Origin of the sequence: Arthrobacter sp. TS-15 (assembly GCF_006964045.1) — a bacterium.
Taxonomy (GTDB): Bacteria; Actinomycetota; Actinomycetes; order Actinomycetales; family Micrococcaceae; genus Arthrobacter.
Window position 1 is genome coordinate 22,961 of record NZ_SDXQ01000001.1, and the last position, 23,936, is coordinate 46,896.

The 23,936-nt window shown below is 60.1% G+C and carries 31 protein-coding genes and 1 pseudogene; 17 read left to right on the top strand and 15 right to left on the bottom strand.

The window, feature by feature from the left end; all coding sequences use genetic code 11:
- Positions 1 to 55 precede the first annotated feature (55 nt).
- From EU811_RS00110 to EU811_RS00125, 4 genes are read right to left on the bottom strand one after another with little or no spacing between them, the layout of a single operon-like run.
- Positions 56 to 511, bottom strand: coding sequence for a MaoC family dehydratase (locus EU811_RS00110; protein ID WP_142936504.1), 456 nt, complete (start codon positions 509 to 511; stop codon positions 56 to 58).
- 38 nt (positions 512 to 549) lie between these two features.
- Positions 550 to 1,773, bottom strand: coding sequence for an acyl-CoA dehydrogenase family protein (locus tag EU811_RS00115; protein ID WP_446698025.1), 1,224 nt, complete (start codon positions 1,771 to 1,773; stop codon positions 550 to 552).
- 7 nt (positions 1,774 to 1,780) lie between these two features.
- Positions 1,781 to 2,671 (bottom strand): amidohydrolase family protein, encoded by an 891-nt coding sequence (locus EU811_RS00120; RefSeq protein ID WP_142936506.1) that lies wholly within the window; start codon positions 2,669 to 2,671, stop codon positions 1,781 to 1,783.
- A gap of 2 nt (positions 2,672 to 2,673) precedes the next feature.
- Complete coding sequence (locus EU811_RS00125) at positions 2,674 to 3,624, bottom strand: SDR family NAD(P)-dependent oxidoreductase (RefSeq protein WP_142936507.1); 951 nt, start codon at positions 3,622 to 3,624, stop codon at positions 2,674 to 2,676.
- Positions 3,625 to 3,763: 139 nt separating this feature from the next.
- Between EU811_RS00125 and EU811_RS00130 the strand changes: the two genes are divergently transcribed.
- From EU811_RS00130 to EU811_RS00160, 7 genes are all read left to right on the top strand, one after another.
- Positions 3,764 to 4,222 (top strand): MarR family winged helix-turn-helix transcriptional regulator, encoded by a 459-nt coding sequence (locus EU811_RS00130; protein ID WP_142936508.1) that lies wholly within the window; start codon positions 3,764 to 3,766, stop codon positions 4,220 to 4,222.
- A 117-nt stretch (positions 4,223 to 4,339) separates the two neighbouring features.
- Positions 4,340 to 4,558: a hypothetical protein gene (locus EU811_RS00135; RefSeq protein WP_142936509.1), complete on the top strand. Its 219-nt coding sequence runs from the start codon at positions 4,340 to 4,342 to the stop codon at positions 4,556 to 4,558.
- A gap of 481 nt (positions 4,559 to 5,039) precedes the next feature.
- On the top strand, positions 5,040 to 5,786 hold the full coding sequence (locus EU811_RS00140; RefSeq protein WP_160147610.1) for a DNA/RNA non-specific endonuclease: 747 nt from the start codon (positions 5,040 to 5,042) through the stop codon (positions 5,784 to 5,786).
- A 212-nt stretch (positions 5,787 to 5,998) separates the two neighbouring features.
- Positions 5,999 to 6,427, top strand: a complete 429-nt coding sequence (locus tag EU811_RS00145; RefSeq protein ID WP_223941935.1) for a hypothetical protein — start codon at positions 5,999 to 6,001, stop codon at positions 6,425 to 6,427.
- Positions 6,428 to 6,896: 469 nt separating this feature from the next.
- Entirely contained in the window at positions 6,897 to 7,541 is a 645-nt protein-coding gene (locus EU811_RS00150) for a hypothetical protein (RefSeq protein WP_142936512.1), read from the top strand.
- Positions 7,542 to 7,742: 201 nt separating this feature from the next.
- Positions 7,743 to 8,048, top strand: coding sequence for a hypothetical protein (locus EU811_RS24680; RefSeq protein WP_446698026.1), 306 nt, complete (start codon positions 7,743 to 7,745; stop codon positions 8,046 to 8,048).
- Positions 8,014 to 8,706 carry a hypothetical protein gene (locus tag EU811_RS00160; protein WP_238703236.1) on the top strand — a complete coding sequence of 231 codons (693 nt, stop codon included), beginning with the start codon at positions 8,014 to 8,016 and terminating at the stop codon, positions 8,704 to 8,706. The genes EU811_RS24680 and EU811_RS00160 overlap by 35 nt, the downstream gene beginning before the upstream one ends.
- A 41-nt stretch (positions 8,707 to 8,747) precedes the next feature.
- Here EU811_RS00160 and EU811_RS24000 read toward each other — a convergent pair whose 3' ends face one another.
- Positions 8,748 to 8,990 carry a hypothetical protein gene (locus EU811_RS24000; RefSeq protein ID WP_223941934.1) on the bottom strand — a complete coding sequence of 81 codons (243 nt, stop codon included), beginning with the start codon at positions 8,988 to 8,990 and terminating at the stop codon, positions 8,748 to 8,750.
- On the opposite strand from EU811_RS24000, the gene EU811_RS24685 reads away from it, so the two are divergent.
- The 3 genes from EU811_RS24685 (at position 8,916) to EU811_RS00175 (ending at position 10,995) form a co-directional block, all read left to right on the top strand.
- Positions 8,916 to 9,233 (top strand): hypothetical protein, encoded by a 318-nt coding sequence (locus tag EU811_RS24685; RefSeq protein WP_446698027.1) that lies wholly within the window; start codon positions 8,916 to 8,918, stop codon positions 9,231 to 9,233. The two genes, EU811_RS24000 and EU811_RS24685, sit on opposite strands and share 75 nt — an antisense overlap.
- A complete protein-coding gene (locus EU811_RS00170; RefSeq protein WP_142936513.1) occupies positions 9,230 to 9,871 on the top strand; it encodes a hypothetical protein in 642 nt (213 codons plus the stop codon). Before EU811_RS24685 ends, EU811_RS00170 begins: the two co-directional genes overlap by 4 nt.
- Before the next feature lie 479 nt (positions 9,872 to 10,350).
- On the top strand, positions 10,351 to 10,995 hold the full coding sequence (locus tag EU811_RS00175) for a hypothetical protein (protein ID WP_142936514.1): 645 nt from the start codon (positions 10,351 to 10,353) through the stop codon (positions 10,993 to 10,995).
- Positions 10,996 to 11,240: 245 nt separating this feature from the next.
- On the opposite strand, the gene EU811_RS00180 is transcribed toward EU811_RS00175, so the two are convergent.
- Complete coding sequence (locus EU811_RS00180) at positions 11,241 to 12,113, bottom strand: hypothetical protein (protein ID WP_142936515.1); 873 nt, start codon at positions 12,111 to 12,113, stop codon at positions 11,241 to 11,243.
- A gap of 102 nt (positions 12,114 to 12,215) precedes the next feature.
- On the opposite strand from EU811_RS00180, the gene EU811_RS00185 reads away from it, so the two are divergent.
- On the top strand, positions 12,216 to 12,947 hold the full coding sequence (locus tag EU811_RS00185; protein WP_142936516.1) for a DUF72 domain-containing protein: 732 nt from the start codon (positions 12,216 to 12,218) through the stop codon (positions 12,945 to 12,947).
- A gap of 2 nt (positions 12,948 to 12,949) precedes the next feature.
- Here the strand turns inward: EU811_RS00185 and EU811_RS00190 are convergent, their stop codons facing one another.
- Complete coding sequence (locus tag EU811_RS00190; protein ID WP_142936517.1) at positions 12,950 to 13,411, bottom strand: GatB/YqeY domain-containing protein; 462 nt, start codon at positions 13,409 to 13,411, stop codon at positions 12,950 to 12,952.
- Between the two features lie 573 nt (positions 13,412 to 13,984).
- Positions 13,985 to 15,262: an NAD(P)/FAD-dependent oxidoreductase gene (locus EU811_RS00195; protein ID WP_142936518.1), complete on the bottom strand. Its 1,278-nt coding sequence runs from the start codon at positions 15,260 to 15,262 to the stop codon at positions 13,985 to 13,987.
- 124 nt (positions 15,263 to 15,386) lie between these two features.
- On the opposite strand from EU811_RS00195, the gene EU811_RS00200 reads away from it, so the two are divergent.
- The 3 genes from EU811_RS00200 to EU811_RS00210 are packed head-to-tail and all read left to right on the top strand — an operon-like array spanning position 15,387 to position 17,604.
- Positions 15,387 to 16,172, top strand: coding sequence for a histidine phosphatase family protein (locus tag EU811_RS00200; RefSeq protein WP_142936519.1), 786 nt, complete (start codon positions 15,387 to 15,389; stop codon positions 16,170 to 16,172).
- Positions 16,150 to 17,079: an NAD(P)H-hydrate dehydratase gene (locus tag EU811_RS00205; RefSeq protein ID WP_187697045.1), complete on the top strand. Its 930-nt coding sequence runs from the start codon at positions 16,150 to 16,152 to the stop codon at positions 17,077 to 17,079. The genes EU811_RS00200 and EU811_RS00205 overlap by 23 nt, the downstream gene beginning before the upstream one ends.
- 18 nt (positions 17,080 to 17,097) lie before the next feature.
- Positions 17,098 to 17,604: a hypothetical protein gene (locus EU811_RS00210; RefSeq protein WP_238703237.1), complete on the top strand. Its 507-nt coding sequence runs from the start codon at positions 17,098 to 17,100 to the stop codon at positions 17,602 to 17,604.
- Here the strand turns inward: EU811_RS00210 and EU811_RS00215 are convergent.
- On the bottom strand, positions 17,601 to 19,265 hold the full coding sequence (locus EU811_RS00215; RefSeq protein ID WP_187697046.1) for a RecQ family ATP-dependent DNA helicase: 1,665 nt from the start codon (positions 19,263 to 19,265) through the stop codon (positions 17,601 to 17,603). The genes EU811_RS00210 and EU811_RS00215 overlap by 4 nt on opposite strands.
- Positions 19,266 to 19,388: 123 nt before the next feature.
- Positions 19,389 to 20,009, bottom strand: coding sequence for a dihydrofolate reductase family protein (locus EU811_RS00220; protein ID WP_142936521.1), 621 nt, complete (start codon positions 20,007 to 20,009; stop codon positions 19,389 to 19,391).
- 102 nt (positions 20,010 to 20,111) lie between these two features.
- Between EU811_RS00220 and EU811_RS00225 the strand changes: the two genes are divergently transcribed.
- Together EU811_RS00225 and EU811_RS00230 are read left to right on the top strand one after the other, a co-directional pair.
- Positions 20,112 to 20,345 carry a hypothetical protein gene (locus EU811_RS00225; RefSeq protein WP_142936522.1) on the top strand — a complete coding sequence of 78 codons (234 nt, stop codon included), beginning with the start codon at positions 20,112 to 20,114 and terminating at the stop codon, positions 20,343 to 20,345.
- Between the two features lie 203 nt (positions 20,346 to 20,548).
- A complete protein-coding gene (locus EU811_RS00230) occupies positions 20,549 to 21,202 on the top strand; it encodes a DedA family protein (RefSeq protein WP_142936523.1) in 654 nt (217 codons plus the stop codon).
- Between the two features lie 9 nt (positions 21,203 to 21,211).
- On the opposite strand, the gene EU811_RS00235 is transcribed toward EU811_RS00230, so the two are convergent.
- The 4 genes from EU811_RS00235 to EU811_RS00250 all read right to left on the bottom strand — a co-directional run bounded on the left by EU811_RS00235 (position 21,212) and on the right by EU811_RS00250 (position 22,831).
- Entirely contained in the window at positions 21,212 to 21,664 is a 453-nt protein-coding gene (locus EU811_RS00235; protein ID WP_142936524.1) for a Clp protease N-terminal domain-containing protein, read from the bottom strand.
- A gap of 8 nt (positions 21,665 to 21,672) precedes the next feature.
- Positions 21,673 to 21,876: a helix-turn-helix domain-containing protein gene (locus EU811_RS00240; protein ID WP_024819718.1), complete on the bottom strand. Its 204-nt coding sequence runs from the start codon at positions 21,874 to 21,876 to the stop codon at positions 21,673 to 21,675.
- 113 nt (positions 21,877 to 21,989) lie between these two features.
- Complete coding sequence (locus EU811_RS00245; protein ID WP_142936525.1) at positions 21,990 to 22,271, bottom strand: amidohydrolase family protein; 282 nt, start codon at positions 22,269 to 22,271, stop codon at positions 21,990 to 21,992.
- 275 nt (positions 22,272 to 22,546) lie between these two features.
- Positions 22,547 to 22,831, bottom strand: a complete 285-nt coding sequence (locus tag EU811_RS00250) for a DUF1905 domain-containing protein (protein WP_142936526.1) — start codon at positions 22,829 to 22,831, stop codon at positions 22,547 to 22,549.
- A gap of 239 nt (positions 22,832 to 23,070) precedes the next feature.
- Between EU811_RS00250 and EU811_RS00255 the strand changes: the two genes are divergently transcribed.
- Positions 23,071 to 23,373 (top strand): hypothetical protein, encoded by a 303-nt coding sequence (locus EU811_RS00255; protein ID WP_142936527.1) that lies wholly within the window; start codon positions 23,071 to 23,073, stop codon positions 23,371 to 23,373.
- A gap of 77 nt (positions 23,374 to 23,450) precedes the next feature.
- Here the strand turns inward: EU811_RS00255 and EU811_RS23455 are convergent.
- Positions 23,451 to 23,936 (bottom strand): annotated as a pseudogene (locus tag EU811_RS23455) (hypothetical protein); the annotation flags it as partial.

The following is a 23,936-nucleotide window of genomic DNA, read 5'->3' on the forward strand; positions in this document are numbered from 1 at the left end:
CTGTTCCTTGGGAGAGGAGGGAAAGGGGGTGGATGTCTACTTGTAGAAGCGGTTCCTACTTGTAGAAACGGGCGAGGAACTCGGCGACGACGGCTGGGCGTTCCTGGCCTTCGATTTCGATGGTGGCGTTGACCTTGATCTGGGCGCCGCCCTTGACTTCGCTGACTTCGGCGATGCTGCCTTGCATTCGGACCTTCGAGCCGACCTTGACCGGCGAGGTGAAACGGACCTTGTCCAGGCCGTAGTTGACCTTGGTGGTCACGCCCTCGACGTCGAAGAGTTCGCCCCAGAACGGGATGATCAGGGACAGGGTGAGGAAACCGTGCGCGATCGGAGCGCTGAACGGGCCGTCCTTGGCGCGTTCCGGGTCGGTATGGATCCACTGCTGATCGTCGGTTGCGTCAGCAAACAGATTGATCTGCTGCTGGGTGACTTCGCGGTAGTCGGTGGTGCCAAGGTCCTTGCCGGACATGGTGAGCAGGGTGTCGAAATCGACGACGAGATTGGGCATCTTTGCCTCCTGTGTTGTTGTGTTTTGGTGTTCGTTGTTCAGTGGGTGAAAGCACTCTCGCCGGTGAGGGCGCGGCCGACAATGAGGGCGTTGATTTCGTGCGTGCCTTCGTACGAATAGACAGCTTCCGCGTCGGCATGGAAACGCGCGACGTCGGCGGCGAGGGTTATGCCGTTGCCGCCCACCACTTCGCGGGCCAAGGCGACGGTTTCGCGCATCATCAAGGACGTCTGCATCTTGGCCAGGGCCGAGTCCTGGTCCCGATAGATCCCCCAGCTCTGCTGCTCGGTCAACCGCACCACCAACGACAAGCTGGCAGTGATGTTGCCGAGCATGCGTGCCAGCTTTTCCTGGACCAGCTGGAACGACCCCAGGGAACGGCCGAACTGTTGGCGTTCATTCACATACGCCAGGGCAGCTTCGAACGCGCCTGCTTGGATCCCGGTGGCGATCCACGCAACGTCCGATCGCATCGCCCGCAGCATGGCGGCCACGTCCTTGAACGAGTTCACGTTGTGCAGGCGCATTGCCTCGGATACGCGAACATTGTCCAGGGTGATATGAGCGTTCTGCATCATCCGCAGCGAGGTCTTACCGTGGATCTTCTCCAAGCTGACCCCTGCGGCGGTCCTGTCCACGAGGAATGCCTTGACCTGTCCGTCCGCGACGTCGCGGGCGAACACGCACAACACATCCGCCGTTGAGGCGCCCCCAATCCACCGCTTGGCGCCGTCCAGAACCCAGCTGCCGCCGTCGGCCTCAGTCCCCGGGTCTGGTTCGAAGCGTGCGGTGGTGGAAAGCCCGCCGGCGATGTCCGAGCCGTGCTCCGGTTCTGTCAGCGAGAAGACGCCTTTGAGGGAGAAGTCGATGACCTTGGGCATCCACTCCTTCTGCTGTGCCTCGGAGGCTCCCACCCGGATGGCTGTCCGGAACAAGCCGGCTTGGGCTGTGTACCACGTTGCCAACGAGGCATCAGTGCGGGCCAGTTCGAAGATCCGGAAGCCTTGGTAAATCCCTCGGGCTGGAGCCTCAACAGTGACGTCGGCCGGTTCCATCAGGTCCAGGTCAATCAACGGCCGGGCCAGTTGCTCGGGGAACTCCCCCTTCTCCCAGTACTCGGCCAACAAGGGCTTGGCTTCGGCGTCAAGGAAGTCCCGCAGCCCGCCCAGCACCTTGCGCTCTTCGGTGCTGAGGAGCGCTTCGGCGTCGTACCAGTCCGCAACGGAGTACAGCCGCTGTTCCGCATCTGTTGCTGTAGTCATGGTCATCTCAGCCATCAAGTCCCAGCAGCTCGACTGCGTTGTCCTTGAGAATCTTCGGTCGGACTTCGTCCTTCAACGGCAGGTCCGCGAACGCCCTCAACCACTTTTGCGGGGTGATCAGCGGGAAGTCCGTGCCGAACAGCACCTTGTCCTGCAGCACCGAGTTGGACAGCCGAACCAGGGATTCCGGGAAGTACTTGGGCGACCACCCGGAGAGATCGATGAACACGTTGGACTTGTGCGTTGCGATCGAGTTCGCCTCGTCCTGCCATGGCACCGAGGGGTGGGCCATGATGATCTGCAGCCCCGGGAAATCAGCCGCCACGGCATCCAGCAACAGCGGATTCGAGTACGCCAACTTGATCCCGTACCCGCCCGGAAGACCCGCGCCCATGCCGTTCTGGCCTGTATGGAAAATGCATGGCAGCCCCAACTCCTGGAGCGTCTCCCACAACGGGTAGAACGCCTCGTTGGACGGGTCGAAGCCCTGCAGCGAAGGGTGGAACTTGAAACCCCGGGCACCCAGCTCCACAGCCTGGTGTTTTGCCCCCGCGATCGCGTCCTCCCCCGTCCGCGGGTCAACGCTGCCGAAAGGAATCAGCACATCATTGTTCCGCGCAGCTCCGGCAATCAGCTCGGGGATGCTGTTGGGCTCATGCTTGAGCTGGGTCCGGGCGTCGACGGTGAAGACGACGGCGGCCATGTTCAGTTCGCGATACACCTCGGCGATCCTGTCCAGCGAGGGGGTCCGATCCTCGGACTTGAAGTACTTCGCCGACGCTTCCGTCAACGCTTCCGGAAGCGAGCCGTGCCCGCAGCTGTCCACTTCGAGGTGGACATGCATATCGATGGCATCCAGGGCAGCGGCGTCGATGCCGAGCTCGTAACGGTCGGCCATGATCAGCGCGCCTGCGAAGGTACAGCCACCGGCTCGGGCCGGAGTTCCTCAGGCAGCGGCAGGAATTCCTCGCCGAAGCTCTGCAGCGCCTGCGGACCAAACAGCGAGTCGGCATTTTCCTGCAGGGCCTCGTAGCTCCAGCCGCCATCGCGGTACTCGGTGGTGGCCGCCGTCGGGTGCGTCCAGACTTGCAGCCGGTCGCCACCGGCACCGATTGCCTGGCCGGTAATGCCGGCAGCCGCATCAGAGGCGAGGAAGGCAATCAGCCCGGCGACGTCGTCGGCCGTTCCAAAACCGAGATCATGGCGGAAGAAGGACGGCATGGCCTCGCCACGTTCCTCCGCCTCCACGGCCTTCTGGAAATACGGGACCGTCTTGGTCATGGCCGTTGCCGCCACGGGGATCACGGAGTTCACCGTCACGCCGGCCTTTTTCATTTCCAGCGCCCACGTCCGGACCATGCCCACAATGCCGGCCTTGGCAGCGGCATAGTTGCTCTGCCCGAAGTTGCCGCGCTGGCCCGTCGGTGAACCAATGGTGATGATGCGGCCGGCGATGTTGTTTTCCTTAAAGTACGCGAAGGCCTCACGGACGCAGGTGAACGTGCCCTTCAGGTGAACGTTGATGACCAGGTCAAAATCCTCGTCGGTCATCTTTAGGAGGCTCTTGTCCCGCAGGATTCCGGCATTCGTCACCAGGATGTCCAGCCGACCGAACGCTTCAACAGCACCGGCCACCAAAGCCTTCGCAGCATCCGTCGAACCCACCGGAACCACCACAGCGGTGGCGCGTCCGCCGTCGGCCTCGATCTGGGCGACAGCGTCCGCAGCGGTCTGGGCGTTCACGTCGTTAATAACGACGGCGGCACCCTGGCGGGCGAGCTCCCTCGCGTAAGCGAGTCCAAGACCCTGTCCACTCCCGGTGACGATTGCAACCTTGCCGTTCAAGCTCATGGCGTGCTCCTTCGCATGCAGTAACCGGCCTGAGCCGGTGAGGCCGATCCCACTGCATCGTGAGATCCTTGTCATGATCAATGAGAATACGGATCATTGAAAAAGTCAACGATTGTTTTTCATTACTATTGGAGTTGTCATGGGCCCGCAAAGCACCGAAGTGGAAACCCCGCGCCTGGCCGCAGCAAAAATCGGCAGCGATGTGGGCCTGTTGCTGGCCAAACTGCACGCCACAGGATCACTGCTCAACAACAAAGCCCTGGCCGACTACGGCCTCCGCGAGCGATCATTCTCCGTGCTGACACTCGCATGCAGCGGCTTGGAACCCACCCAACGCGAGCTCGCCGATTTCCTTAGCCTGGATCCGAGCCAAGTTGTCAGCCTGGTGGACGATCTGGAGCACCGCGGACTGGTCAAACGAGCCCAAGGCAAGCAGGACCGCCGGGCAAAGATCATCGTCTCCACCACTGAGGGCCGCCGGATCCACAACAAAGCGCGGGCCGGGCTCGAAGAGTGTGAGCGGACGCAGCTCGCGGCACTCAGCGAGGAAGAGAACACGCAGCTGAGGGCGCTGTTGAAGAAGGCACTGTGGGGCTAGGCTCGGGGCCGCACACCTGAACCGCGGCGGCTCGATGGACATCTGCACAGCAGCCCCCGGCTACCGTATGCATCTGTCCATATCAGCATCCGGCCGCTTCTGTCAGGATCGGAAACTATGAGCTTCCCTCTTTTCCACGATCCCCTGCAGGGCGCCGTCGCCGTTGACGCACCTGTCCGCGATCCTCAGGTCCACCGCCAAAGCCGCACTAACAACAGGCCGGCTCGCCAAGCCACACATGGATCCAAGCCTGTCCGCACCTCCCGGCAGCGAGAGGTAGCTAAGGTTGCCGAAGACCTTCAGGCTCTGATGGCGCGGACCCCAGGCAGACACTAGCTAACCCTCAGTGCCCGTAAGTCGCTGCGCAGGTTGGATAGTATCCAGACGAGTAGTCGCCTTTTGAGGGGCTGAACCGTGAGCTTACACATCTGGTACCTGGTGGATCTTTCTGCATCTTCAGCGGAAGCGGACAGTGCCGTCCGTCGGCTTCAGGAATGGCTGGTAACCACCGGATGGGTGGGTGCCGAACGGGAGTCCGATTGGGTGGAGGGTCTTTGCCTGACACCCGGACCGCGGGCCCTTGAGCGAGGGCTCGCAAAGGGAACCAGCAATTTGACCCTGATTCATGACCGGGATGGTTACTCCATGGGAGAGAATTTCGGCCCTCCCCCCTGCCCTGCCTGTGGGGAGACGCTGGATGAAGACATCCTGTTTGACGCTTATAGCGACTGGGCCGCCACCGACTGGACACTTGAGACGCAACCCAGCGTCTCCTGCGACGCATGCGGGGAAGAGAAACCGGTGGTGGACTTCGCTGATGAGCATTCCCGAGTGGCGCACGGCAACCTCGCCAGCCAAGACCGGGCTGGAACCCAACACCTTGTACATCGTGGACAACCGCACCAAAATGCCAGATTCCAGCGGCGGCCTCACGGACGACAGTCTTGAACGGTTCTATACGGATGCCACAGGCCGGGTCGAACGCGTAGACACGTACGCTGGCGTCAAGGGTGCCTGGTCCGTTGAATTGAACAAGCGGATGCCCAATGTCACCTACAACGTCGTCGCGAAAACCGACGGTGGCTTGGAAAACCACTTCACGATCATCACCGATGACTTCGCCAAGCCCAAGAGCGTCGAAGCACACATCACCGGGTTGCTCAAAGGCGACATCAACCGCAGCGCATGGCAGCAGATACTGGCCGGTATCCGTGTAGGCGGTCGCGGCTACGAGGGCGGCCACATCATCGCGTCCCTCTTCGCAGGACCAGGAGAAGGCGCCAACCTCATGGCCCAACTCATGTTCCAGAACCGCGGACACGGAACCCCCAACGTACCCGCCAACACCCTGGCGTTCTACCAACTCGAACGAGAGCTGATGACCAAGGCCCTCCACCGCGTCGACACCGGACAACCCCTAGACTTGCGTGTAAAGGTAGAAGCCGTCCCAGGACCAAAACCCGGTCTGCCCGACAGGGTGGACGTTACATTCCGGTTCGACGCGGAGACATCAACGACTCGCCGTTTTCCGAATTTGCCCATGGAGCAGAAGGAGTCACTTTGAGCAGCAGCGAAATCATTTCCAGACCCTCCGTGCTAGTAGGCCTCACCCGGTTGAGGAGCGAGACCTTCAGCGAAGGCGCCCTGGGATTCGGTGCCCAAGAAGTTATAAGTACCTCGGTCATTCATCAGGCCTGGTCCCAACAAACTGAGACAATCTTGCGAGACGGTGTTTGGGGACCGCGTAGCTTCTCCTTGGAGTTTTCCCGCGAGTCCATGATTGATTGGCTAGAGGAAGTCCGCCGCGAGTCGTACGTCCTAGGCTTTGGAACGTGGACCAGCTGCAAGGTCTATCTCTATCCAGATTCGGACGGCAGACTTGAGGTCTTCGACGTGGAACTCCTCAGACCCGCCCACGAAACAACCATCCCTGATCGTCCGGCGGACGCACTGACATTGTTCCAGGACCTCAAAGCGTTCCCACGCACGCTAGACAACATCCCGCAGTGGATGTGGACGGTGTTCCGCGCCGAAGGCATCACACCCCCTGTCTACAACCCTCAACTGCAAACAGTCGAGTGGGCCAACAAACGCCTACCCGTCGCCGAAACCGGCACCGACTTCTCCGCCCAGCCTGAAATCATAGACCCATCCAAAGAACCAGGTGTCTTCGCGAAAATCAGCCGGAAGCTCTTCGGCAGCTAGGCTTCAATACGGACACGAACGCGCCCTGTCCGCACCAGTACGGTCACCCAGGGCAGCCGCGATCCAAGTTTTGTGAAGAAGCGGAGCTGCGTAAGCCGCCGTCGAGGCCCCACAATCTGTTGGGCCGCTCAAATGCGACATTAACCGCAGCGCCTAGCGGCAAATACTTGCCGGCCGCCGCTTCGGCGGACACGAAGGCGCTAGCCTCCTGGCCCAACTCATGTTCCAAAACAGAGGCCACGGTACCCCCAACACCTTGGCCTTCTATCAACTCGAAAGAGACCTCATGACCAAGGCCCTCCACCGCGTTGACACCGGACAATCCCTAGACTTGCGTCTGAAGGTAGAAGCCGTCCCAGGACCAAAGCCCGGCCTGCCTAGCAGCGTGGTAGTCAGAAATCGGTTCGACTCAACAGAGGAAATCGAAATCAACAGATTTGATAATTTGCCTGATACGGAAGAGTAGAAATTGCCACAAGCATTCAGACTTAATTCTCCGCAAGTAGCGACAGGACTTGAACGATTACACAAGGAGGCCTTCTCGCCGAGCGGAGCTGGCTTTGTTGCTGATGACATCAAGATATCGGCAGTACTGCACGCAGGTTGGTCCCGGATGACAGAGGCCACCTGGCTTCGGGGAGTGCCTCAGAGTCAGGACTTTTCGGTAACTTTTTCCGAAGAGGCTACCACCAATTGGATGTACGAGCTGAGACGTTCGTCCTATGTCGTCGGCCAGGGTACTTGGACGATCTGCGTCATACGAGTTTCACAATCGGGTGATAATTACATCGAAGTTTTCGATGAGGAAATTATACGGCCCGAGAAGCCCACTAAAATCCCGGACCGGCCGGCGGACGTAAAGACATGGGCCCGCGACCTTAAAGCTTTTCCGAGGACAATAGACAATATTCCGTCCTGGATGTCGGAGATATTTCGAGCTGAAGGAATTATCCCTCCCATCTACAATCCAGAGTTCCAGTCTGTGGACTGGAAGAACCGTCGCAGGCAAGTTACCGACCGAGGAACTGATTTCAGCATAGAACCGGTCGTCATTGACCCCACACTGGAACCAGGCGTCTTCGCGAAGATCGGCAAAAAACTCTTCGGCGGATAGCCAGCACCAACGCCGGACGGAGCGCCCGTCAGCACTAACACAGTCACAAAGAGCAGCCGCAATCCAAACTCCCCGAAGAAGCGGAGCCGCGTACGCCGTCGTCGAGGTTCATCTGCTCGAGGCGACATCAACCGCAGCGCATGGCAGCAGATACTGGCCGGTATCCGTGTAGGCGGTCGCGGCTACGAGGGCGGCCACCTCATCGCGTCCCTCTTCGCAGGACCAGGAGAAGGCGCCAACCTCATGGCCCAACTCATGTTCCAGAACCGCGGACACGGAACCCCCAACGTACCCGCCAACACCCTGGCGTTCTACCAACTCGAACGAGAGCTGATGACCAAGGCCCTCCACCGCGTCGACACCGGACAACCCCTAGACTTGCGTGTAAAGGTAGAAGCCGTCCCAGGACCAAAACCCGGTCTGCCCAGTGGACTCAAAGTGTCCCATTCGTTTGACAAGGACTTGATTCAAGATGATTTCTTCCCAAATCTTGAGTCCCCGAAATAGTGAGGCCCTGATGCAAGATTCCGTGGTGGATAGCCCTCTAATTCGACAGGGACTAGCTCGCCTCCAGGAGCATACTTTCTCCAAGGCCGGACTAGGCTTCGGCGCACAGGAAGTCATAAGCACCTCGCTGATGTTTCAAGATACATCGAGGCGCTACGTCGATGTTTGCCGCGACGGTCAGTGGGGTGGTCGGGACTGGCAAACCGATTTCCCACCCGAGCTCCTTGACTACTGGCTGATGGAAGTCAGACGTGAACTCTATGTTCCAGGCCTCGGCACATGGAAAACCTTCAGAGTATTCCTTTTCCCGTCCAACGAAGGGCGCATAGAGGCATTCGACTACGAGATTCTGACTCGCGGCATGTTCGGTGATCCGAAAGATTCCACCGGCCCAGCATCAGGGCAGGCCGTCAAGATGGATCTCCTGACATTTCCCCGCACATTAGACAATATTCAGGAATGGATGTGGACTGCTCTGCGTACAGATGCTCAGACGCCCCCGGTGTACAACCCCCAACTAAATACTGTCGATTGGGACAACAAACGCCTCCCCGTCACCGACAGTGGCACGGATTTCTCTGTCGAACCGGAGATTATTGACCCATCCAGGGAACCAGGCGTCTTCGCGAAGATCGGCAAAAAACTCTTCGGCGGATAGCCAGCACCAACGCCGGACGGAGCGCCCGTCAGCACTAACAGTCACAAAGAGCAGCCACAATCCAAGCTTTGCGGTGAAGCCGAGCTGCGTACGCCGTCGTCGAGGCTCACATCACCGGACTGCTCAAAGGCGACATCAACCGCAGCGCATGGCAGCAGATACTGGCCGGTATCCGTGTCGGCGGTCGCGGCTACGAGGGTGGCCACCTCATCGCATCCCTCTTCGCAGGACCAGGAGAAGGCGCCAACCTCCTGGCCCAACTCATGTTCCAAAACCGCGGCCACGGAACCCCCAACTTACCCGCCAACACCCTGGCCTTCTACCAACTCGAACGAGAGCTAATGACCAACGCCCTCCACCGCGTCGACACCGGACAACCCCTAAACTTACAGCTAAAAGTAGAAGCCGTCCCCGGACCAAAACCCGGACTGCCTGAATCGTCAAAGGTCACTCACTGGTTCGGCTCCGGAGAAAAAAGGTCAGAACATTTTCCCGACCTTCCACTTTCCGAGGAGGCATTCGAATGATGATTGGAACACGAATTTCTGGGGTAGAAGTGGTCACTGGTCTTCAAAGACTGCGCGCAGAGGCTTTTGCCGAAGGCGGCCTAGGATTCGGTGCTGAAGAAATCATCAGCACGACCGTGATGCATCGGGCCTGGAGCCGGCGCAGCGAGGACATCCGTCGTGACGGCGTATGGGGCTTCGCCCATAGTTTTCAAGACTTCTCCATCGAGTCCATGGAACATTGGCTCGAAGACATCCGCCGCGAGTCGTACGTCCAAGGTAAAGGCACATGGACCAGCTGCAAGGTCTACCTCTATCCTGACTCGGACGGCAGACTCGAAACCTTCGATTTTGAACTCTTTAGGCCGGACAACGACGATGGAATTCCTGATCGTCCGGCGGACGCACTGACATTGTTCCAGGACCTCAAAGCGTTCCCGAGAACGCTGGACAACATACCGCAGTGGATGTGGACGGTGTTCCGCGCCGAAGGCATCACACCACCCGTCTACAACCCACAACTCAAAATGGTCGAGTGGGCCAACAAACGCCTCCCCGTCACCGAAACCGGCACCGACTTCTCCGCCCAACCCCAAATCATCGACCCATCCAAAGAACCAGGCGTCTTCGCGAAAATCGGCAAGAAACTCTTCGGCTAGACAACACCAACACCTCAAGCAGCCACAATCCAAACTCCCCAAAGAAGCGGAGCTGCGTACACCGTCGTCGAGGTTCATCTGCTCAAGGCGACATCAACCGCACCCCATGGCAGCAGATACTGGCCGGTATCCGTGTCGGCGGTCGCGGCCCCGGGTGGCCACCTCATCGCGTCCCTCTTCGCAGGACCATGCGAAGGCGCCAACCTCCTGGCCCAACTCATGTTCCAAAACAGAGGCCACGGAACCCCCAACGTACCTCCGAACACCCTGGCGTTCTACCAACTCGAAAGAGACCTCATGACCAAGGCCCTCCACCGCGTCGACACCGGACAAACCCTAGACTTGCGTGTAAAGGTAGAAGCCGTCCCCGGACCAAAACCCGGGCTGCCCGACAGCATTGAAGTCACGCACAAGTACGATTCAGAGACACCCATGTTTCACGAGTTTCCGAATTTGCCCTTGGACCTAGAGGAGACATTTTGAGTAGCGGCCAACTTGCGTGGAGCCCGTCCGTAACGTCTGGCCTCCGTCGCCTGCAAGTTGAAACATTCAAAGAAGGCGGCCTTGGCTCCTGCGCCCAGGAAGTCGTAAGCACCTCCGTGATCCATCAGGCATGGTCTCGACGGACAGAGGAAATCTTGCGGGATGGTGTTTGGGGGGCGCGCAGTTTTTCCTTGGATTTCTCACGAGAGGCAATGAGTCAGTGGCTCAAGCAAATCCGCCGCGAGTCGTATGTGCTGGGGGCCGGAACGTGGACCAGCTGCAAGGTCTATCTCTATCCAGATTCGGACGGCAGACTTGAGGTCTTCGACGTGGAACTCCTCAGACTCGCCCATGAAACAACCATCCCCGATCGTCCGGCGGACGCACTGACATTGTTCCAGGATCTGAAAGCGTTCCCGAGAACGCTGGACAACATACCGCAGTGGATGTGGACGGTGTTCCGCGCCGAAGGCATCACACCACCCGTCTACAACCCCCAACTGCAAATGGTCGAGTGGGCCAACAAACGCCTTCCTGTCACCGAAAATGGCACCGACTTCTCCGTCCAACCTGAAATCATAGACCCATCCAAGGAACCGGGTATCTTCGCGAAGATCGGCAAGAAACTCTTCGGCAGCTAACCCCAACCCGGCGAACGGCACAGGCCTCGCCAAGCAAAACCAGCCGTGATCCAGACCTGCGAAAAGGGACGACCGATCATGTGGAGCCGCTACCCACCCAACGATGGCGCCGTCGTCGAAATGTCAATTCGTAAATTACGCGGTGAGGCTGCATAGGGGTCTCGGAGTCCGTCATCGTGGGTCGCTGCCAGCCGGGTCACCCAAAAACAGTGTTTCGCAGGGTCCTTAGCCTAGCGACTGGCGGATTATTTGACGGAGACCATCCGCTGATGTGCCCATCCAGGGAGTGTGCCAAGCTTTCGGATCCGACGCGTTTCACTGAGGCACGCGGCCTTCGTCGGCTCGGTGAGCCATTCCGGTTCTTTGTCGTAATTGAACTCGGTTTGGTAACTCCCGGGATCCGCTGGATTGAGTGTAATGGTGGCCGCGAACCACGTATTGCCTCCGGGGCCGCGCATGATGTTCCTGGCCTCAGACATCTGGTCAGCCAAGTGTGCTGGGACTTCCGTGGTGAACCGCGCCCCTGCCGTTTCGACGTTGAAGACGCATTCGCGATGAGAGCCGATTTCCCTGAATTCCAGCCACGCCGAAGACCACGTCGGCGGGAGGGTGGGGAACAGTTCAACTAGAACCGCGGTGATGTTCTGCATGGCGTCGATGGAGCTATGCAGCCCACCCGGCGCCCCGGCGGAGGATGGTCCGGACCGCGCAACGGCTGCGGGCGTCAGAGGAGCGCGCTGGCGGAAACACCAGGCGGCCGCGACGGCCAGTAAGGGTCCAAGTATGTGCGCAAGGAAGGAGTACATAGGGTCGACGGTGCCTCTTCCTTGGGAGGAAATTGCGCTGACGATGAGCAATAAAACGATTCCAAGGCCGATATACCCCTTGGTGCGCCTCGCCCATCTCCTCAAGAAGACGTGAATAAGAAAAGCAAGGAGAAGTGGCGATCCGATAACCCCCAGAAGGATCCCTCCCTGAATGATCGAGCCAATGACCATTGAGGCGAAGGCAGCGAGGGCAAGGACCGGCCCCAGCCATTCCGGTGGAACAGGGCCCGTCACCTTGCGGTCGGGCTGATCATCTGCCTCTTGCGCAGCAGAATTGGCCTGATTCTCCATGGTTCCCCCATCAACTGGATTTGGCCCTTTGAGTCTAGGCCAGCAGCGTGAGCCGCCCAAGCCACCACCCTTTCGGCCCAGAATCCCGCTACCATCCACACCATGGGCATCCACATTGGCACTTCAGGCTGGAGCTACGACCATTGGGAGAACGTGCTGTATCCCCCGAGTCTTCCCGTGGCCAAGCGTCTGGCCCACTACACTGCGCGATTTAGCACGGTTGAGCTAAACGCAAGTTTTTACCGGTGGCCGCGCGATACGTCCTTCGCGAGTTGGAGGGAGCGTCTCCCTGCCGGCTTTGCCATGTCGGTGAAAGCGCCACGCGGTCTGACGCACGGCAAAAAGCTTTACAGTCCTGAAGTTTGGGTGGAACGGATCATCCGCTGCTGGCACGAACTCGGCGACAAAAGGGCTGTACTCCTGGTCCAGCTTCCACCTGATTTTCAACGCGACGACGCCCGGCTCGACTACTTCCTGGCCACGCTTCCGCAGTGGGTTCGCATCGCCGTCGAGTTTCGTCATGACAGTTGGGACCACCCGGACGTCTACGCCCTGCTGGAGCGTCGAGGCGCCGCCTACTGCATCATGAGCGGCGCCCATCTGCCCTGCATCCTCCGGGCCACCGCACCATTCGTGTACGTTCGACTGCACGGCCCGGACCATGAGCACCTCTATGGCGGCTCATACTCCGATGATGATCTGCGATGGTGGGCGGACCGGATTCGCGAGTGGGCCGGCTACGGCAAGGACGTGTACGTCTACTTCAACAACGACGGCGGTGGTAACGCCGTGCGCAACGCTGACACTCTGCGGTGGCTGCTTGGGGTCAGTTGACTCTACGCCAGGCGTCCCCGCACGATCTCGCTGACAGTCTTGCCATTAAACCGTCCAGCAACCTTGGCGGTGACGGGCTTCATCACGGCTCCTATGGAACGCATGGACAGCTCTTGGCCATCAGCTTTCAGTGCCTCCACGGCATCGTCAACGATTGCTTCCACTTCTTCCCGCGTAAGAGCTTTTGGCAGGTAGGCCTCGATGATTTCGGCCTCCGCCACCTCGGCTGCGGCCCGATCTGCCTCGCCCGCCTCGGTGTAGATCCGAGCCGTATCCCGCCGCTTTGCGGCTTCCTTCTGAAGCAGCGAGGTGACCTGCGCGTCGTCGAGCTCCACCGGCGTCTTGCCAGACTTCTCACGGGTGGTGATCTCACCCAGCACGTTGCGCACAGTGGTCAACGCAAGCTTGTTGCCCGCCTTCATATGGTCGACGACGTCCGCCTTGAGGCGTTCTTTGAGTGTCATGATGCTCCTTGTTTGGGTTCCTCCTGTTATCTTCCCAGAATGAGTGCATGGGGGATGTTTCGCGGAGCCAAGCCGCGCGTGGTTCGGATGTTCCTGTGGCGCGTGCTCGCCGCACTAGTGCTCGTTGCCGCCGTGGTCGGTTCCTTCATTCTGGTGTCAACCCAGATCCAGGTCGCCGCCAGCAGTGTCCAAGTTCAGGGAATTGTTACGTCTCAAGAAGGATTCAGACATCGTGGTGAACACTGTGTGTTGGGATTGGGCTTCGAATTCCAAGGACGGCAATACAACGAAACGTTTGATACCAATTCAACGTGCATAGCGGTTCCGGGACCTGGCTCCCCCGTAATCCTCAGCGTCTATCCGGACGACCCACGCCAGCACCTACGGGTTGTGGGGCACGCCGGTAGTAGCTGGACTCCGTGGCCAGCGGCAGTGGCTGCCGTGCTGCTGATCATCGGAGCATGTATTCACCTGCACTGGGCATCTTCGGCATACAAGCAAAGTCGACTGGCGGCTTCTGCCAACCGGGCATCGCAATAAACCATTCATTACGAGTAAAACGTCGTGCGGGGCTCAAGTGCTGGGCGGATCCTGCTCCGTTGTTTCCTTCTCAGTGGGCCCGCTAACTACCACCTGTGCAGGGCTGTGAAGGATGTATCCGTTAAGCCAGGAGAACAAAGCCCGGATTTTCTGCTGGAGCCCGGACAAAAGGGCGAGGTGCACCAACAGCCAGGACAAGAAGGCCAGGATGCCTTGGAGTTGGATTCGCTTGCGGCCCAGCTCTGCCACAGCAGCTCCGCGCCCCACCATCGCCATATAGCCTTTGTCGACGTACCGGAACGGATCGCGGCTCTCGCCCTTGAGGTCCGCGAGAATGTTCTTGGCAGCCCATTTTCCGGCCTGTTGAGCCACCGAACCCAGCTGGGGCAATTTTGCCCCCGTTGAATCGGTGATGTTGGCGCAATCCCCGATGACATACACGCCCTCAACGCCAGGGGCAGTCAGGTCCGTCTTGACGTCAACGCGACCTCCCCTCCCCTGGGTCAAGCCCGAACCGCCAATGAGGTCCCCTGCTTTTAGTCCACCGGCCCACACGACAATTTGCCCGGGCACGGAGCTTCCGTCAGCCAGGGTCACTCCGTCTTTCCTTACCTCGGTGACACCCTGTCCCATATGGAGTTGAACGCCCACCTTCTTCAAATGATCAGTGGCATAGCTCTGGGACTTGGCTGAGAACATATTCAGGACAGTGGGAACCATGTCTACCAAATGAACCCTGCAGCGTGCCGCGAGTTCCGGCGAGAAGTACTTGCTCACCACGTATTTAACGTTCTCGGCCATTGCCCCGGCCGTTTCAACTCCGGTGGGTCCGCCGCCCACCACCACTACGTCCACAGACCCGTCCGGGTTCCTATCGGCTTGGTCCAACAAGCGGGTGAGGCCGCTCCCCAGCTTCGTCGCATCTGTGACGGAATACAGTGGGAAGGCATACTCTTCTGCTCCAGGTGTATTGAAGAAGTTCGGGACCGCCCCAACTGCAATGACCAGGACATCTGCCCGCAGCGAGCGGCCGTCGGCAGTTGTGATCACCCGCTCCGCGGCGTTAACGGCGTCAACCTTCGAGGTCAGAACTTTGACACTTTTGTAGCGCCGGAAAACGGAACGCAGTGGCCGGGCAATGGCCGAAACCCCAATTTGCGAGGTTGCCACTTGATAGAGGAGCGGCTGGAACTGGTGATAGTTATTTGAGTCGATCAGCAAGACACGAATGCCCTTGCGGCCCAGCTCTTTTGCAGCTGCAACGCCCGCGAATCCGGCACCGACAATGATGACTGGGTATGAGTCCTCCATGCGAGCAACTTACTGCACTCCCAGTTCCCACAACAGAGGCTTGTGATCACCGTCGAGCGTTTATCCTCTGTTCCTGTGGGTACGCAGTGGGTAGTGTTCTGCATTCGGCAACGCACACGGAAGGGTGATCTTTGTGAACGAGGACGGGCTGACGGACGCGGTGCAGGAAGCGGGAGCCGTTGAGTTGCTCCTGATCCGGCACGGCGAGAGCGAAGGCAACGTGGCCGCAACAGAAGCTCGTCTGGCTGGAGCCGAAGTCATTGACGTTCCAGCCAGGGATGCTGATGTGAACCTATCGGGCACCGGGCGGGACCAAGCCAAAGCATTGGGAACGGCGCTGGCCCGGATCGCCGAAGAACTCCGACCGGATGCCATTGTCTCCTCCCCCTACGCAAGGGCCCTTCAGACGGCGGAAATCGCCGTTGAGACAGCCGGCTGGCCCGTGAAAGTGCTTACTGATGAACGTCTCCGCGACCGGGAGCTGGGCATCCTGGACCGGCTAACACGTTTGGGAGTAGAGACCCGATACCCGGACGAAGCAGAGCGGCGGCTATGGCTGGGCAAGCTGTACTACCGGCCGCCAGGCGGTGAATCGTGGGCTGACGTCGCACTCCGTCTGCGATCCATCCTGGATGAGCTCAACACCCTGGGATCAGGGCAACGAGTGATGCTGGTCTGCCACGACGCCGTCATCCTGCTGGTCCGTTACGTTTTGGAGGGCATGTCCGAGCAGGAAATCCTTGACCTTGCGGCCACCACATCGGTGCTGAATGCTTCCATCACCCGGTATGTCCGTCCCTCGGGCGCAGGTCCCTGGCAACTGGAGAGCTTCAATGTTGCTGACCACCTTGCGGAGCAGGGTGTCACCGTCACGGAACACGCAGGAGATGCCAGTGTCCATCCACAGTGATAGCCCCGCACCAACACTGGTGACGCCCTCGCTTCTGCGCGACTGGCCGTTGCCCGCCCCCGGAGAGGACAAGTACTCGCGCGGCGCAGTGCTGGTGATCGGCGGAGCTCGCGCAACTCCCGGCGCGGCGTTGCTGGCCGGCACCTCCGCCCTTCGTGCCGGCGCCGGAAAGATCACTTTGGCAGTGGCCGAATCCGTAGCGGTCCCCGTAGGAGTTGCGCTCCCGGAATGCGGTTCCGTGGGCATGCCGGAGAACCCGGAAGGGTCCGTCACCGGGGAAGGACTCGACAGGATCTCGTCCTACCTGGATCGGGCTGATGCCGTGCTGATCGGACCAGGCCTGGACGATCCGGAACTCGCCGAATCGCTGCTGCGAGCGCTGCTGGAGCGGGAGGAATCCCACGAGGCGGCCAACGACGGCGGTGCTCCCGCCATCGTTCTTGACGCCTTCGCCTTGGGCGGCTTGGTAAAGATTGAGGAAAAATTGGGGCCGTGGCGCGGCCGGCTGATCCTTACACCGAATCCGACCGAAACCGGATTTCTTCTGGGCAGAGACGTGGAGGACCTGAAAACCGACGTTGCTGAGGTCGCTCGCCGGTTCGATGCGGTGGTGAGTTGTCAGGGTTACATCGCCGGACCTGGCGCCGCAACAGCAGACGACTCGCCGCTGTGGAAGATCACCACTGGTTACGGCGGACTGGGCACGTCAGGCAGCGGCGATGTTTTGGCAGGGGCCATCGCGGGGCTCCGTGCGCGCGGGACCAGCGATGCTCAAGCTGCTTGCTGGGGCACGCACCTTCACGCCGCCGCTGCCGACCGCCTGGCCAGCAAGCTCGGCCCGCTCGGGTTCCTGGCCAGGGAGCTCGCCGACGAACTGCCCGCCCTCATGCTGGAGCTCAATATCTGATACGAATAGGCTGCCTGCATGGGGACCAAGGGAAGCAGCACACAAACATCGCGCGTCATCATCAGCATCGTTGGGCTCATGGCAATCGCGGCCTACGGGCTCACCGCAGCGTTGCAGATCCTCGTGTGGAATCCGCTCGCCGCTGTTCCGGGCGCCACGCTGGACGAAATCCACGAAGGATTGGCCCGACGCAACGAGTCAATCTCCTTGGTGGCAGTTTTGACGTGGACAAGCCTCGGAACGCTTCTTGCTCTGGTTGTGGTCCTGCTGACGGCAACCCGGGTTATTTCACGGCTGAGAACAGTTGTAATTGTCCAACTCTTGATCCTGGTGCTCGGCGCACCCATGTATTTCTTTGCATCTTTCTCCGCCGGTATGGCCTTGGCAGACGCCTTCTTCATATCCGGTGGTGACTACACTCCATGGGGTGGTCTGCTGGGCCTGCTCAGCGCGGCAGCTCTGATCTGCACGCTGATGGTGGTGATCTTTCGTGGAAGGCCCGGGATGCGCACGGCCCGCACCTAAGCCGGCTTCAGCAATTCATGCTCGACGACGGCGGTACGGGACAAGGTCTTGTAGCCTTCCTTTTCGAACAGAACAGTCATGACGTCGTCCTCGTGCCTCATCACCAAACCGGGACCCCACTCTTTGTGGATCACGGTGGACTGCAAGGGGAACTGATTCTCCGCGGGTGAGGCGGGCTGGCCGACGCGAACCGACCCGGCGGCGTCGGGCGTTTCCGCGCAAGCATCGCAATTGCCGCAGGGCCGCGGCAGATCCTCCCCGAAGTAGCCCAAAAGGAACTGGCGACGGCAGCCGTCCGTCTCCGCGTAGCCACGCATCATGGTGAGCCGGGACTGGTCCACGCGTTGACGCGCCTCAGCCAACCGGGCGGCTCGCTCTACCAGTGCGGTCAGCTTGGCTTTGGAACTGAGCCGGATGCCGCGCTTGCCGGTTTTCACGGCGCCGGCTTCCTCCAACTGGTTCACCAACGCTGTAACCCGGCGGGCAGGGAAGCCGGTGAGCTCCGCCAGGGCGGTTTTGGGGGCAGGTGCGCCCGCGTTCTTAATGACTTTCAGCACGGCCATGAGCTCCTTCGCGTCCGGGGCATGGGTGGCAAAGAACTTACGCAGCCCAAGGTCCTCGGCACGGTAATGCAGTGTCGCAGCGGCCGGTTCGCCGTCCCGGCCCGCGCGGCCGATTTCCTGATAATAAGCGTCCAAGGACTCCGGAATATCTGCGTGCACCACGAACCGGACGTTGGGTTTGTCGATCCCCATGCCGAAGGCTGTTGTGGCAACCACTACCTCCAGCTGGTCATCCAGGAACTGCTCGTGGATGCTCTCCCTGTCAGTGTCGGAACGTCCTGCGTGATAAGCCTCGGCCCGCAGACCTTGATCTTTTAGCTTGGCCGCGTACTTCTCGGTGTCCTTGCGGGTAGCGGCATAGAGCAGCCCCATGCCCGCGGCCTTGGCCAAGGCGATGACCTGCTCCACTACGGCTTTCCGCTTGCCTTTGTCCTCTTGGTGCCGGACAACGTCGAGGCTGATGTTGGGGCGATCGAAGCCACGCACCAGGACCAGCGGTTCCGTCATGCCCAACCTCTTGACGATTTCCTCACGCACGGGTGGGGACGCAGTTGCGGTCAAGGCTATGACCGGCGGGTTACCCAGGCGCTCGCGGACGCTGCCTAAGTCGAGGTAGTCCGGGCGGAAGTCATGCCCCCAAGAGGATACGCAGTGTGCCTCGTCCACTACGAACATGGTGATGTGCAGCGTGGCGATCCGGTCCACGGTTTCCTGCTTAGCCAATTGTTCGGGTGCGAGGAACAGGAATATCGCCTTTCCGGATTCAATTGCCTGCCACGCTGCCTCCACCTCCGAAGCACTGAGGGAGGAATTGATGACGACGGCGGCGCCCTCGCCCAGGTCCTCATTCAGCCCGTCCATTTGGTCTTCTTGCAAGGCAATAAGTGGAGAAACGACGACGGCGGGTCGGCCCGTTGTGTTGTGAAGGTGCAGTGCTGCGACTTGATAGGTAGCGGATTTTCCGTACCCGGTAGGCATGACAGCGAGGACATCACGACCCTCGACGACGGCGGTCATACCTGCGAGTTGTCCGTCGCGCAGCTCAGGCAAAGAAAAGGAAGTGGCCGCCAGGGCGGTCAGGGCAAGGTCATCGGACATGAAGATGTGGCTCCGCGTTGTGGTTCCTGCGGCCACTTGCATCAGCCGAGGTGACCAGCCTAGCGCGGGCGAGGCCCCGCCGTCGTACGCTGTATGCCCGGTTGTGGATAACCTGGGGTGACGTTAGCGCAGATCCCGGGACCGCACCTGATAGCTCAGGTGGGTTACGCGTGTTCCTGGGACGATCACGGGATCGTCCAGCACGAACTCCGCGCCAAGGTCACCGAACCAACGAATGCCACTTCCGAGCAGCACGGGCACCAAATCAACCCGGAGTTCGTCCACCACACCGAGGCGCAAGCACTGCCGTGCCACGTCCGCGCCGGCAACACCTATCTCCTTGCCCGCCGCGAGGTGCGCCGCACGCTCCAGGGCCGATCCCAGGTCCCCAACGAATTCGAACGGGACAGTCTGGCCGTCCCGCCGGACCGGCGGCCAATCCGAAGGAGGTTCGCGGTGCGTCAGGACGACGGTGGGCGACTCATTGGGCGGGTGACCGCCCCACCCCCTCGTCAGATCGAAGATCCGCCTGCCGCAGATGAATGCACCCTCCCTTGGGAGTGATCTCCAGTAAGCGGCATCGGCTTCGCTGAGATGAAACGGCACGGGGTGACCCGGCATCCATGTTTCAACGGGTCCGGCCTCGTACCAGTCGAAGAGCGGTCCGACTCCGTCATCATCCCGAGCGATGAATCCGTCAAGGGACATGGAAAACTGGGCTGAGACGCGGCTGTTCCTGTACATGAAATCAGTGTTGTGGCACCGCCGGGCTTGTCAAGCACACTGCCCGGAAAGGTGGTAATCAGGCTACTTACCAACGGTGATTAAGGTGCCTATGCGTGGGTTATGGAGCCCACTTCAGCCATCCTTCTTGTGCTTATTGGCGTGGTTGTCTGGCTCGCAGCCACCATCCTGCCATTGGCCCTGCTCCCCTCCTCGCGCGCCGAGGAAGAGCACAAGCCCAAGGCTCGCCACCCCCGCCATCCGAGGGGCGAGCCGCGCACCATCCATCGGTTCCGACCATCCTCACTGAAGGTCCGATCCGGGCACCACGCCCGTATTCGGCCGCACGGCGCCTAGGCAGTTGAGCTCCGACGCGGCGCCTTTGTTGCAGTGCAGTTACCAGCGTAAAAAACCTCTTTACATTGTTTGTTGCCGGAGGGCGTAGATGGGCATAGCGTTGAGGTGGAAGCCCAGTGGTCCCCCATCACTGGGCTTCTCTTTGTCACCGTCAATTTCCGCGCCAGGTCTTTTCGAAGCGTCCGTCATGAAGGGAGATCAACCTGATCAGCTTGCTCACGGCGACCGCTGCAGCCGATGAACTAACCGGGATTGTGGGGGTGGCCGCACAGGTAATCGAAGCCCTCGGCGAATGGGGCGTCGGCTTGTTGACGCTCCTGGAGACCGTGTTTCCGCCCATACCCAGCGAGGTGATCCTCCCACTGGCCGGGTTCCTTACCCAGCAGGGTGGCATGAACCTGATCCTGGTCTTTGTCACCAGCACACTTGGCGCCTACGCCGGAGCGATGCTCCTGTACTGGCTGGGTTACAAGGTGGGGCAGGAAAGGGCCATCAAGCTGCTGTCAAAACTGCCGTTGGTTGATCGGGAAGATTTCGAGAAAGCCGCTGGATGGTTCGAACGCCACGGCAAGTCAGCGATCTTCTTTGGCAGGCTGCTTCCCGGGGTGCGCAGCCTCATTTCCCTCCCGGCAGGTGCTGAACGCATGAACCTCGTGACGTTTAGCATCTTTACTGTGGCTGGCACGGGCTTGTGGAACGCCCTGCTCATTGGAGCGGGAGCACTGCTCGGCAAGCAATACCACTTGGTTGATCAGTATTCGCGATTCCTCAATTACGCCGTCTACGCAGGGCTTGCCGCGTTCGTCGTGTGGCTCATCATCCGGAGGGTCAAGAAGCGCAAGGAAAGCGCCCGGTAGAGAGCCCCTTCACCGGAGTCGGGCTCGAACCGTCGTTTTGTCCACCTTGAGTTCTTCGAAGAGAGCAGACACAGGATCGTGTTCTTCGCGATCCAGAAGCGCCACAAGAAGGTTTGACGTTGTGATCTGCCGGGACTTCTGATCCATTGCCTGTTTCACCATGTTGGCCATCACTTCCTTGGCGCCCGAACTAAACGGCGGCTTCCTCCCCTTGGTTGGCATCGTGACCCCCTTAAGGTTCCTGGTTTCCAGCCCGATAGCCTTCAGCGCAGCGGCATCCAACCGGGACGCCGCTTTATGAGCATCGTCCAGAGTGATGCCAAGGACCGCGGCGGGTTCCGGTTCATGAAGCGCCCCCAAAAGCAGGTGCTCCGTTCCCAGTCGCTTGTCGCCCCTGCCTCGGGCTTCTTCCATGGCGTACCCCACAATCCTGCGGGTATCACGGGCAAATTGTTCAAACATGGCTCAACTCATTCCCTGTATTTTGCGTGCACTGATTGCCGTGAGACACCCAAGGCATCACCGATCTGCTCCCACGTCCACCCCTGCTCACGGGCCGCCCGCACGTGGACCGCCTCAACCTGCTCGGCCAGGCGGTGAAGGGCTCCCACTGCGCGTAGGCCCACGGCGGGGTTCGTCGAATGGATCTGCTCGGATAGATCATCAGCTTCCATACCTGTCAGGCTAGACTGACAAGTATGGAACTGTCAACCTAGACTGACAAGCTGCTTCGGTTGGATTGAGGGCTTACGGCCCTAGGGGATCCCTGCGCCCCGGGAGCTTGGCGTTAGTGTGAGCACGTTGAGTGCGCGGAGGACGGGACGCCCTTGGTCGCATAGGCCGCTGCGGCCTCCACAGGTGGCTCTTCGGCGAACTCCCTCCGGGCATCGTGGACCACTGCGCCATTGACGATCGTCAGGTCGGCCCGCTCGCCGAGGAGTTCGTCCGCTCCAAGAGCGTAGAGATTCGAAGACCAGACCACGACGTCGGCCCTCGCACCTACGCGGATGACGCCCAGTTCATCTTCTGCGTGCCAAGCCCACGCGCCGCCTTGCGTGTAGGAAGCAATTTGGGGTCAGACCACCGGGAGTCGTTTTGCAGGAAGGGAAGAGACACACGCGGGGGATCAGACGAATTCAGAGTCGTGGCGTGAATGGCCTGCTCACCCCGGTATTCACGGTTCCAATGAGCAACGGGGCGCCGGGCGACTCAGCATCATCGGGTAACTTTGGCGCCGCGTGCTGAACGCCAGTCACATTTGGTTTGCAGCTTCGACTACCCCAACAAGACTGACGGCTGAAAAGATCCGGCGGCGGATTTCAGCTAGTTCTTGGAGTTCTAGTGTCAGTTCAGTCGCTGAGTGAGGTGAACTTCAACGGCGTCACCGTCGCCCTTGCCGATGGCTTTGCGGACAGGAGCGGCCACCGGCAGTTTGTGCGTACCGTCTCCCAACGCCATGAAGGCTCCAGTGAACGGGTGCCCGTCTACTGTGCCGGCCACTTTGACCAGTCCACGGGTTCCAAAGATCTTCGCTGACTCAGGCAATTGGACACAGGTCCAGGTATCTCCTGGTCGAACTTTGCCGAGCAGGGCAACAAAGGTGATGTCCAGTGGTTGTGGTTCTGCCATCTTCTCGTCCTTGTCACTGTGCCGAGCTGGACGCTGCCGCTTATTCGGGCAGCGTATTGACGGACACTCTGCCGTCCTGGCAATTCTGACAAGTACGTGACGCGTTGCCAACGAACCATTAGGTGCTCGTAGCTAGGATAAAGACGAAACTGAAGGTGCAACCCGCGCACCTGGCAGCGGGTTCCGTCTCCCGCACCCTGGCACTACCAACTCACCATCCCGCACAACGAGAAATGAATATGGAACTTCTTGACGCCCACACGGTTGTGATCTCTGCCGTCTTCTTGGTGCACATCACAGGTGTGATGATCGTGGCCGCCTCGATCGCTGGCTTGGTGATCTCACTCTTTACCGTCGTACTCGCCGTGCATTCCGTCCGCACCACGTGGGAACTGACGCAAAACTGGCGAAGCAGAGGCCGCTTCGAAGGCAGTTTCAACAAGGTTCTTGGCTCGTTGAAAGCAGGCGTTCTGGCAGCACGTCCGTTGATTGCTGCGGCGCGGCGGCGGATCAGCCGGTTGTCATCGTTCAAGCCCGAGTAAGGGCCGGACACGGCAAGGCTCAGCGGATAGCCGGAGCCACCGCCGCCAACCAAGCGACCCCCGTCAGCAACTTCTGATCAGCCGATCAGGGCCGTGGCCGCAGAGTAGCGCGCCAGTGCAGTGTACGCAGTCTTTGTGCCGGTCACGCGTACTTTGATGGCACTTCCCTTGTCCGCAGCGACCAGTTTGTACGTCTGGGCGGTGGCGCCCGAAATGGCGGTGCTTCCGCGGTACCACTGGTAGGTCAGCGTCACGGGCGCAGGACCCCACGTGCCGGGAGTCGCAGTGAGCGTGCTGCCCACCGTGTTGGTGCCCGACACCGCAGGAACCGGAGCCGTCAGGGTACCGGCAGCGACCGCAGCCGTAGCAGCGGAAGTCTTCGCCGCCGTCGTAAACCCTGCTTTCGAACCCGTGACCTTGACCGTCATGGCGTTACCCAGATCAGCCGCAACCAACGAATAAGTAGCAGAAGTAGCACCCGTCACGGCAACACCGCTCCGGAACCACTGATAAGCCAGCGTCACAGGAGCAGGACCCCACGCCCCCGGAGCAGCCGTCAACAC

Bases quoted from the DNA above. Each gene is read 5' to 3' on its own strand.
- EU811_RS00180 (WP_142936515.1), bottom strand. From the start codon at position 12,113: ATGGAGAATCAGGCCAATTCTGCTGCGCAAGAGGCAGATGATCAGCCC.
- EU811_RS00255 (WP_142936527.1), top strand. From the start codon at position 23,071: ATGGAACTTCTTGACGCCCACACGGTTGTGATCTCTGCCGTCTTCTTG.
- EU811_RS00235 (WP_142936524.1), bottom strand. From the start codon at position 21,664: ATGTTTGAACAATTTGCCCGTGATACCCGCAGGATTGTGGGGTACGCC.
- EU811_RS00250 (WP_142936526.1), bottom strand. From the start codon at position 22,831: ATGGCAGAACCACAACCACTGGACATCACCTTTGTTGCCCTGCTCGGC.
- EU811_RS00110 (WP_142936504.1), bottom strand. From the start codon at position 511: ATGCCCAATCTCGTCGTCGATTTCGACACCCTGCTCACCATGTCCGGC.
- EU811_RS00185 (WP_142936516.1), top strand. From the start codon at position 12,216: ATGGGCATCCACATTGGCACTTCAGGCTGGAGCTACGACCATTGGGAG.
- EU811_RS00195 (WP_142936518.1), bottom strand. From the start codon at position 15,262: ATGGAGGACTCATACCCAGTCATCATTGTCGGTGCCGGATTCGCGGGC.
- EU811_RS00115 (WP_446698025.1), bottom strand. From the start codon at position 1,773: ATGACTACAGCAACAGATGCGGAACAGCGGCTGTACTCCGTTGCGGAC.
- EU811_RS00240 (WP_024819718.1), bottom strand. From the start codon at position 21,876: ATGGAAGCTGATGATCTATCCGAGCAGATCCATTCGACGAACCCCGCC.
- EU811_RS00130 (WP_142936508.1), top strand. From the start codon at position 3,764: ATGGGCCCGCAAAGCACCGAAGTGGAAACCCCGCGCCTGGCCGCAGCA.
- EU811_RS00205 (WP_187697045.1), top strand. From the start codon at position 16,150: ATGCCAGTGTCCATCCACAGTGATAGCCCCGCACCAACACTGGTGACG.
- EU811_RS00135 (WP_142936509.1), top strand. From the start codon at position 4,340: ATGAGCTTCCCTCTTTTCCACGATCCCCTGCAGGGCGCCGTCGCCGTT.
- EU811_RS00125 (WP_142936507.1), bottom strand. From the start codon at position 3,624: ATGAGCTTGAACGGCAAGGTTGCAATCGTCACCGGGAGTGGACAGGGT.
- EU811_RS00145 (WP_223941935.1), top strand. From the start codon at position 5,999: ATGATTGATTGGCTAGAGGAAGTCCGCCGCGAGTCGTACGTCCTAGGC.
- EU811_RS00190 (WP_142936517.1), bottom strand. From the start codon at position 13,411: ATGACACTCAAAGAACGCCTCAAGGCGGACGTCGTCGACCATATGAAG.
- EU811_RS00160 (WP_238703236.1), top strand. From the start codon at position 8,014: ATGATTTCTTCCCAAATCTTGAGTCCCCGAAATAGTGAGGCCCTGATG.
- EU811_RS00220 (WP_142936521.1), bottom strand. From the start codon at position 20,009: ATGTACAGGAACAGCCGCGTCTCAGCCCAGTTTTCCATGTCCCTTGAC.
- EU811_RS00140 (WP_160147610.1), top strand. From the start codon at position 5,040: ATGAGCATTCCCGAGTGGCGCACGGCAACCTCGCCAGCCAAGACCGGG.
- EU811_RS00215 (WP_187697046.1), bottom strand. From the start codon at position 19,265: ATGTCCGATGACCTTGCCCTGACCGCCCTGGCGGCCACTTCCTTTTCT.
- EU811_RS00170 (WP_142936513.1), top strand. From the start codon at position 9,230: ATGATGATTGGAACACGAATTTCTGGGGTAGAAGTGGTCACTGGTCTT.
- EU811_RS00225 (WP_142936522.1), top strand. From the start codon at position 20,112: ATGGAGCCCACTTCAGCCATCCTTCTTGTGCTTATTGGCGTGGTTGTC.
- EU811_RS00120 (WP_142936506.1), bottom strand. From the start codon at position 2,671: ATGGCCGACCGTTACGAGCTCGGCATCGACGCCGCTGCCCTGGATGCC.
- EU811_RS00210 (WP_238703237.1), top strand. From the start codon at position 17,098: ATGGGGACCAAGGGAAGCAGCACACAAACATCGCGCGTCATCATCAGC.